This is a genomic window from Pseudomonas sp. Sample_24 (assembly GCF_004307605.1).
GTDB lineage: Bacteria > Pseudomonadota > Gammaproteobacteria > Pseudomonadales > Pseudomonadaceae > Aquipseudomonas.
Genome location: NZ_RCNW01000307.1, coordinates 1 through 8,924, shown reverse-complemented (window position 1 = coordinate 8,924; position 8,924 = coordinate 1). Strand labels below are relative to the sequence as shown.

Sequence of the window (8,924 nt, the reverse complement as noted above, 5' to 3'; positions counted from 1 at the left end):
GGTTGATCGAGGTTCGGCTGCTCGCCCTTGCGGATCGACTTCACCGCGCGTTCGAGCATTTCCATGTACAGCGTGAAACCGACTGCCTGGATCTGCCCGCTTTGTCCGTCGCCGAGCAGTTCGCCGGCGCCTCGGATCTCCAGGTCGTTGGTGGCGAGCACGAAGCCCGCGCCGAGGTCTTGGGTGTTGGCGATCGCTTCCAGGCGCTTTTCCGCGTCCGCGGTGATTTGCTGGCGCGGCGGCGTCAGCAGGTAGGCGTACGCCTGGTGGTGACTGCGACCGACCCGGCCGCGCAACTGGTGCAGCTGGGCCAGGCCGAACTTGTCGGCACGCTCGATGATGATGGTGTTGGCGCTCGGCACGTCGATGCCGGTCTCGATGATGGTCGAGGCGATCAGCACGTTGAAGCGCTTGTGGTAGAAGTCGCTCATCACCTGTTCGAGTTCGCGTTCGCGCATCTGCCCGTGACCGATGCCGATCCTTGCTTCCGGCACCAGCTCAGCCAGTTCGGCGGCGCATTTTTCAATGGTTTTCACGTCGTTGTGCAGGTAATAGACCTGGCCGCCACGCAGCAGCTCACGCAGCAGGGCTTCTTTGACCGTGCTCTTGTTCTGCTCCATGACAAACGTGCGCACCGACAGGCGTCGGGCCGGTGGCGTGGCAATGATCGACAGGTCGCGCATGCCCGATACCGCCATGTTCAGCGTGCGCGGAATCGGCGTGGCGGTCAGCGTGAGAATGTCGACTTCGCTGCGCAGGGCCTTGAGCTGTTCTTTCTGGCGCACACCGAATCGGTGTTCCTCGTCGATGATCACCAGCCCCAGGTTTTTGATTTTTACATCGTCGGACAGCAGCTTGTGTGTGCCGATGACGATGTCGATCTTGCCTTCGGCGAGATCCGCCACTGCCGCGTTCACTTCCTTGGCCGACTTGAAGCGGCTCATGACTTCCACGGTCACCGGCCAGTCGGCGAAGCGGTCGCGGAAGCTGTTGTAATGCTGTTGGGCGAGCAGGGTGGTCGGCACCAGAATCGCTACCTGGCGACCGCCATGCACGGCGATGAACGCGGCGCGCATCGCCACTTCGGTCTTGCCGAAACCCACGTCACCGCAGACCAGTCGGTCCATCGGTTTTGGCGCGAGCATGTCTTCGCGCACGGCTTCGATGGTGGTTTGCTGGTCGGGGGTTTCTTCGAAAGGGAAACCGGCGCTGAAGGTGGCGTAATCGGCTTTCGGGTCAGCAAAGGCATAGCCTTCGCGGGCGGCACGGCGGGCATAGATGTCGAGCAGCTCGGCTGCGACATCGCGTACTTGCTCGGCAGCCTTGCGCTTGGCTTTCTGCCAGGTCTCGGAGCCGAGGCGATGCAGTGGGGCGAGAGCGTCGTCGCTGCCGGTGTAGCGGGCGATCAAGTGCAGGTTGGCCACCGGCACGTAGAGCTTGGCGCCCTCGGCGTACTCCAGAGCGAGGAATTCGGCGGCCTGGCTGTCGATTTCCAGTGTCGCGAGGCCGAGATAGCGCCCGACGCCGTGGTCAATATGCACCACGGGTGCGCCTTCACGCAGCTCGGTGAGGTTCTTGATGACGGCGTCGTTGTTGGCGTCGGCGCGCTTTTCGCGGCGCCGACGCTGCATCACGCGCTGACCGAACAGCGGGCTTTCGGCCACAAGCGCCAAGGCTGGATCGTCCAGCAACAAACCTTCATCCAGCGGTGCGATGGTGATCGCCAGGCGTTCTTTACCGGCGACGAAGTCCGGCCAGCTGTCGACGGTTTTTGGTCGCAGCTTCAGACGCTCAAGCAGTTCCAGCAGCACTTCGCGACGGCCGGCGGATTCCGCGGTAAACAGCACGCGGCCCGGGAACTGATCGAGGAAGCCCGCCAGTGCCGCCAGCGGTTGGGTAGCCTTGGCTTCGATCGCCAGGTTCGGCAACTCCCGGGCGGGAAAGCGTTCGCGGCCAGCGCCGCTTTCTACATCCTGTTGACTGGCCACTACGCGCGGCCAGTTTTTCAGGCGTGCGAAGCAATCTTCAACCGGCAGGAACAGTTCAGCGGGCGGTAATAAAGGACGGGACGGGTCGACGCGGCGTTCTTCATAGCGATTGCGTACGTCGTTCCAGAAGTTCTCCGCGGCTTGTTCGATGCCGGGCAGCGAGAACACTTGCGTGTCCTGGGGAAGGTAATCGAACAGGGTCGAGGTTTCTTCAAAAAACAGTGGCAGGTAATACTCGATACCGGCGGGAGTGATACCGCTGCTCAGGTCCTGGAAGATCGGGCAACGCCGGAAATCGACATCGAAGCGTTCGCGAAAGCGCGCCTTGAAGCGAGTGACCGCTTCTTTTTGCAGCGGGAATTCCTTGGCCGGCAGCAGCTTGACCGAATCGACCTTGTCGATGGAGCGTTGGTTCTCCGGGTCAAAGGTGCGCAGGGTTTCGATTTCATCGTCGAACAGGTCGATGCGATACGGCAGTTTGCTGCCCATCGGGAACAAATCGATCAGCGAACCGCGCACGGTGAATTCGCCGTGTTCGTACACCGTATCGACATAGCGATAACCGCTGGCTTCAAGTCGGGTGCGCATTTGCTCGACGTCGAGCTTTTGCCCGACATCCAGCACCAGGCTGCTGCCCAGCAGGAAGGTGGTCGGCGCCAGGCGATGCAGGGCCGTGGTGATCGGCACCACCAGCACGCCATGGCTCAATTCCGGAAGCCGGTACAGGCTGGCGATGCGCTGGGAAATGATGTCCTGGTGCGGCGAGAACAGATCGTAGGGCAACGTTTCCCAATCGGGGAAATGCAGCACAGGTAAATCCGGGGCGAAGAACCCCAGCTCCTGTTCCAGTCGTTCGGCACTTTGGCTGTCGGCTGTAAGCAGCAGGGTGAAGCGCTTGGCAGCGCTGGCGGCCTCGGCAATGGCCAGGCTCAGGGCGGCACCGGGCAGGTTGCCCCAGTGCTGTTTACCTGCCGCGGCAGGGAGAAGCGGTAGACGCAGAACGGGCACGGAAGGTTGAGCTCCAAGCGTTGCGACAAAGTCGGTAATTGTAGCGGCCCGGAGTGCCGCCTGTCAGTTGCAGACTGTGTCTATTACGCAGGTTTGGTGAAATGTAGTGGTAAAGACAAAATACCGTGGTTTTTTAACGGAAAAATCCAATTATGTAGTGGTAAAACGTCAGGGTGTTACGGAGGGTTACGGACAAGGTAACGATGTCTCCAAAAAATTGACTCTTCTGAAGGCCCCGGTTTTACTGGGCTTTAGCGCTGCGCAATTTTTTTGAACAGGAAAATGTTACGGGTCGCACGACAGGCGCGCATTGCTACACGCGTCACTCGGCGGCATAATGTAGCCCCTTTTTTCTGCCCCTACATGTGGAAGGTTCCCGTGACTCAGAAGCCCGACCAGTGTCTTGGTGAATGGATCGACCGTGAAGCACTCGCAGAAGCGATGATTCCGCTTATCGGTCAGCTCTACCGCAATAACAACGTGGTGAGCTCGATCTATGGCCGCAGCCTGATCAATCGTTCAGTCATTGCGATTCTCAAAGCTCACCGCTTTGCTCGTCACCGTCAGTCCGACGATTCCGAGCTGTCCGTCCACGAAACATTCCCGCTGATCAAAGCGATGAGCGAGCTCAAGCTCGGCGCCGCTTCGGTTGACCTGGGCAAGCTGGCGGCCAAATTCAAGGCCGAAGGCAAAGACCGTACTGCCGAGCAGTTCGTTCGTGAAGAACTGGCTGACGTGGTTGGCCAGCAGAACGCTTCCGCCCGCAAAGGCACTGACGTTGTCCTGTACGGCTTCGGTCGTATCGGCCGTCTGCTGGCGCGCATCCTGATCGAGAAAACCGGTGGTGGCGACGGCCTGCGCCTGCGCGCCATCGTTGTCCGCAAGGGCGCCGAGAACGATCTGGTCAAGCGTGCCAGTCTGCTGCGTCGTGACTCGGTTCATGGCCCGTTCGATGGCACCATCACCATTGATGAAGCCAACAACACCATCACCGCCAACGGCAACCTGATCCAGGTTATCTACGCCAAGAGCCCGGCCGAAGTCGACTACACCCAGTACGGCATCGAAAACGCGCTGATCGTCGACAACACCGGTGTATGGCGTGACGCCGATGGCCTGGGCCAGCACCTGGCCTGCCCGGGCGCTGCCCGCGTGATCCTCACCGCACCTGGCAAGGGCGCGCTGAAGAACATCGTGCACGGCATCAACCATGGCGACATCACCCCTGATGACAAGATCATCTCGGCGGCTTCCTGCACCACCAACGCCATCGTGCCGGTGCTCAAGGCAGTCAACGACAAGTTTGGCATCGTCAATGGCCACGTCGAAACCGTTCACTCGTTCACCAACGACCAGAACCTGATCGACAACTTCCACAAGGGCAGCCGTCGTGGCCGCGCCGCGCCGCTGAACATGGTTATCACCGAGACCGGTGCTGCCACAGCGGCTGCCAAGGCATTGCCAGTGTTGAAGGGCAAGCTGACCGGTAACGCGATTCGCGTTCCTACGCCAAACGTGTCGATGGCGATCCTGAACCTGAATCTGGAAAAAGCCACCACGCGCGAAGAGATCAACGAATACCTGCGCCAGATGGCCATGCATTCGGATCTGCACAAGCAGATCGACTACGTCAGCTCTCAGGAAGTGGTTTCCACCGACTTCGTTGGCTCTCGCCACGCAGGCGTTGTGGACGCTGAAGCGACCATCACCCAAGACAACCGCGTTGTACTGTACGTTTGGTACGACAACGAATTCGGTTACAGCTGCCAGGTGGTTCGCGTGATGGAAGACATGGCCGGTGTAAACCCGCCAGCATTCCCGCGCTAAGCTTTAGCTGCAGATGAAAACGCCCCGACTTTGGTCGGGGCGTTTTTGTTTGTGCAGTGTCTGGAAGGGTAGGCAGGGCAGCCCTTGCAGGGACATGCATAATGATGGGCTCTGGCGCGGTGTCAGGGGATGTCTTCGGGAGCGTCGGGCTTGTTGAAAAGTTGGCATTGGGTTCATCTGCTGTTGTTCGGGGCATTAGCGGGCTGCAGCAATGGCGACGCCATGCAAAGCTTTGGCGGCCAGACCATGGGCAGCACGTATTCGATCAAATACGTTCGTCACGTCGGTATTCCCGCTCTGGCAGAGGTGCGGGTCGAAGTCGAAAAGATCCTGGCCGAAGTGGACCGGCAAATGTCGACCTACCGCAGCGACTCCGATATCGAACGCTTCAACCGGTTGCCCGTCGACAGTTGTCAGAAAATGCCCGCGCCGGTTCTCGAATTGGTTCGCGTCGGCGAGCAGCTGTCAGAGCAAAGTGAAGGTTCGTTCGATTTGACCGTGGAGCCGCTGCTCAATCTCTGGGGCTTCGGCCCTCAGGCTCGCGAGGAAAAAGTTCCAACCGCCCAAGCGCTTGCCGAAGTGCGGCAGCGCGTGGGATATGCCCATCTGCGTATCGACGGCGACCAGTTGTGCAAGGACGCCGCCGTCGAGGTCGACTTCAACAGCATCGCCGCCGGTTATGCGGTGGACACGATTGCCGCACGACTCGAGGCGATGGGCATCCACGACTATCTCGCCGAGGTCACGGGTGAACTCAAAGCCTCCGGCAACAAGGCCGACGGTTCGCCATGGCGCATCGCACTGGAAGAACCACGCGATGATCAGCAGGTGGCGGAGCGCATTGTCTCCATCGACGGTTACGGCCTGTCCACTTCCGGCGACTACCGACATTATTTCGAGCAGGATGGAAAGCGTTATTCCCACACCTTCGATGCCCGCACCGGTACACCGGTCGCACACACACTGGCGTCGGTCACAGTGATTCATCCTTCGGCGTTGATGGCCGATGGCTTATCGACGCTGTTGTTGATACTCGGCCCGGAGCGCGGTTGGGATTACGCGGAAAAACACGGTATCGGCGCATTTTTTGTGATCCGTGCCGATACAGGATTCGTCACACGTACCAGTCACGCTTTTGAACGCATCAACGCTGGAAAAACCGAATGACTGCGGCGCTTCAAGCACTGAAAAGTGGCGTTGTAGTGCAGGCAAAACTAGCCTACGACGCGACCAAGGGTTAATGTGCGCGGCGTTGACGCTTCTATAGACTGTGTCCGGGTTCTGCACTGGCCCCAAATTGTTCCTTCATGCCACAGATTGGCGTGATTTAGCCGCAGGTGCCGATGGCGCCACGGCCTGTTCTGAGGAGTACGCATGGCTGTCTACAACTACGACGTGGTGGTGTTGGGTTCCGGCCCGGCGGGAGAAGGCGCGGCAATGAACGCCGCCAAAGCAGGGCGCAAGGTGGCGATGGTTGATAGCCGTCGCCAGGTCGGCGGCAACTGCACTCACTTGGGCACCATCCCGTCCAAGGCACTGCGTCACTCGGTCCGGCAGATCATGCAGTTCAACACCAACCCGATGTTCCGGGCCATTGGTGAGCCGCGCTGGTTCTCGTTCCCGGACGTGCTGAAAAGCGCCGAAAAAGTCATCTCCAAACAAGTCGCCTCGCGCACCGGCTACTACGCCCGTAACCGCGTCGACGTGTTCTTCGGCACCGGCAGCTTCGCCGACGAGCAAACCATCGAAGTGGTCTGCGCCAATGGCGTGGTCGAGAAACTGGTGGCCAAGCACATCATCATCGCCACCGGCTCGCGTCCGTATCGCCCGGCGGACATCGATTTCCACCACCCGCGTATCTACGATAGCGACACCATCCTCAGCCTCGGCCACACCCCGCGCAAACTCATCGTTTATGGCGCCGGCGTGATCGGTTGCGAATACGCCTCGATCTTCAGTGGTCTGGGTGTATTGGTTGAACTGGTGGACAACCGTGGCCAGTTGTTGAGCTTCCTCGACTCGGAAATTTCCCAGGCGTTGAGCTACCACTTCAGCAACAACAACATCACGGTTCGCCACAACGAAGACTACGACCGCGTCGAAGGCGTGGACAACGGCGTGATCCTGCACCTCAAGTCCGGCAAGAAGATCAAGGCCGATGCCTTGCTCTGGTGCAACGGCCGTACTGGCAATACCGATCAGCTCGGTCTGGAAAACATCGGCGTGAAGGTCAATGGCCGTGGCCAGATCGAAGTCGACGAAAATTACCGCACCGGCATCCAGAACATTTATGGCGCCGGTGACGTGATCGGCTGGCCGAGCCTGGCCAGTGCCGCTCATGACCAGGGCCGTTCCGCCGCTGGCAGTATCGTCGACAATGGCAGCTGGCGTTTCGTCAACGACGTGCCGACCGGCATCTACACCATTCCGGAGATCAGCTCGATCGGCAAGAACGAGCAAGAACTGACCCAGGCCAAGGTGCCGTACGAAGTGGGCAAGGCGTTTTTCAAGAGCATGGCGCGTGCGCAGATCGCCGGCGAGCCGCAAGGCATGCTGAAGATCCTGTTCCACCGCGAAACCCTGGAAGTGCTGGGCGTGCACTGCTTTGGTTATCAGGCCTCGGAGATCGTGCACATCGGCCAGGCGATCATGAACCAGCCGGGCGAACTCAACACCCTGAAGTATTTCGTCAACACCACGTTCAACTACCCGACCATGGCCGAAGCCTATCGGGTCGCGGCGTACGATGGCCTCAACCGGCTTTTTTGAGCGGCTCCGGCCGGTGGCCTGAGCCGGCCGGGGAGACCGATTTCAGCAATTCTCGAGCGTGGCAGTGGCCAAACCGGGAAAGTCTGTAATCAGGCTGTCAACGCCGAAGTCGGCGAGTCTGCGCATCAGCGCGGGCTCGTTGACTGTCCATACCGACACATGCAGCCCCTGGCGCTGCGCCTTTTGCAGGCGTTCCGGCGTACACAGGGTCCAGTTCAGCGCCAGAATCTCGCAGCCATAGCTTGCCGCGACCTTCAACGGGTCGAGCCAGGCGTACTCGGCCACCAGGCCACGGGAAACGTCCGGCACCAGGTCCAGCGCGGCCTTGAGCACTTCACGGGAGCTTGAGGTGATTGTCACCTTGTCCAGCAAACCATGACGTTGCGCCATTTCGCGGATCGCCAGAACGGTGGTCGCGGCGCGGGTGCGTGAGGCGCTTTTGACTTCCAGTTGCCAATGCTCGAAATCGCATTTTTCGAACAGTTCTTCCAGGGTCGGGATCGGGCACGGCTTGATCCAGCCAGGGCCACCCTTGCGCGCGTCATACGTCACCAGTTCGGCGGCCGTGTGCTCGGCGACCTTGCCGCGCCGGTCGGTGGTGCGTTTGAGCGTCGGGTCGTGGATGACCATCAACTCGCCGTCCTTGGACAGGTGCAAGTCCAGTTCGCAGCGGCGCACGCCGTGCTTGAGACATTCCTGAAAACTGGTCAGGGTATTTTCCGGTGCTTCGCCCTTGGCGCCGCGATGGCCGTAGATGAGGGTCACGGTTCTTCCTTAAATTAATTGCCTGATTCGAGTTGTTCGCGGGCCAGGCGTCGTTCCTGGGCCTGCTTTTGCAAGATATGCCGGGCCAACAGTTGCCGCTGGGCGTCGGTCAGGTGTTCGAATTCGGTGCCGACGTCAAAACCATCGCCCTTGCGGTCGCAATGAGTGACCCGAGCGCGCAGCAACAAACCCAAGGCTTGTGGCATCAGTACCAGCTTGACCGACAGGCGAGAGCCAGCGGCGATTGGCGTGGGGTGCTGGAAGTCGATGCCACCCTCGGAGATGATCACCGGCTGCGGTTCGCCAATTTGCCCGAGCACCGTCAGGGCGATGACCTGGCTCAGCAAATCGATGCGTTTGTTCTGGGACTTCAGGAACGCGGCAATGTTGCGGTCGCGCTCATTGATCTGGCGCAACAGGTGCTGCGACTCGAATTCGCTCAGGTGCAATTCGCTGAGCAGGTTGAAGAGTGGGGAAGCATCCTGCAACACTTCCTGGCCTGTGGCTTCGGTAGCGGACAGGGGCCGAATTTCCAGTGCGATCGTGTCCTCGATACGGTAGTATTCG

The 8,924-nt window shown here is 60.0% G+C and carries 6 protein-coding genes; 3 read left to right on the top strand and 3 right to left on the bottom strand.

The window, feature by feature from the left end; translation table 11 throughout:
- Nucleotides 1–2,996: transcription-repair coupling factor (gene mfd, locus D8V06_RS16570; RefSeq protein ID WP_130931333.1), on the bottom strand; the 2,996-nt coding region annotated here is incomplete at its 3' end.
- 363 nt (nucleotides 2,997–3,359) lie between these two features.
- Here mfd and D8V06_RS16565 point away from each other — a divergent pair.
- The 3 genes from D8V06_RS16565 (at nucleotide 3,360) to sthA (ending at nucleotide 7,592) form a co-directional block, all read left to right on the top strand.
- Nucleotides 3,360–4,823 carry a glyceraldehyde-3-phosphate dehydrogenase gene (locus D8V06_RS16565; protein WP_056857026.1) on the top strand — a complete coding sequence of 488 codons (1,464 nt, stop codon included), beginning with the start codon at nucleotides 3,360–3,362 and terminating at the stop codon, nucleotides 4,821–4,823.
- A 222-nt stretch (nucleotides 4,824–5,045) separates the two neighbouring features.
- Entirely contained in the window at nucleotides 5,046–5,990 is a 945-nt protein-coding gene (locus D8V06_RS16560) for an FAD:protein FMN transferase (protein ID WP_241667834.1), read from the top strand.
- Between the two features lie 207 nt (nucleotides 5,991–6,197).
- Nucleotides 6,198–7,592 (top strand): Si-specific NAD(P)(+) transhydrogenase, encoded by a 1,395-nt coding sequence (gene sthA / locus D8V06_RS16555; RefSeq protein WP_053161582.1) that lies wholly within the window; start codon nucleotides 6,198–6,200, stop codon nucleotides 7,590–7,592.
- Nucleotides 7,593–7,634: 42 nt separating this feature from the next.
- Here sthA and D8V06_RS16550 read toward each other — a convergent pair whose 3' ends face one another.
- Together D8V06_RS16550 and D8V06_RS16545 are read right to left on the bottom strand one after the other, a co-directional pair.
- The gene (locus tag D8V06_RS16550) at nucleotides 7,635–8,357 is read right to left on the bottom strand and encodes a glycerophosphodiester phosphodiesterase family protein (RefSeq protein ID WP_056857028.1); all 723 of its coding nucleotides are present in this window, start codon (nucleotides 8,355–8,357) and stop codon (nucleotides 7,635–7,637) included.
- Nucleotides 8,358–8,371: 14 nt separating this feature from the next.
- On the bottom strand, nucleotides 8,372–8,924 hold a 553-nt coding region (locus tag D8V06_RS16545), incomplete at its 5' end, for a PilZ domain-containing protein (RefSeq protein WP_130931331.1).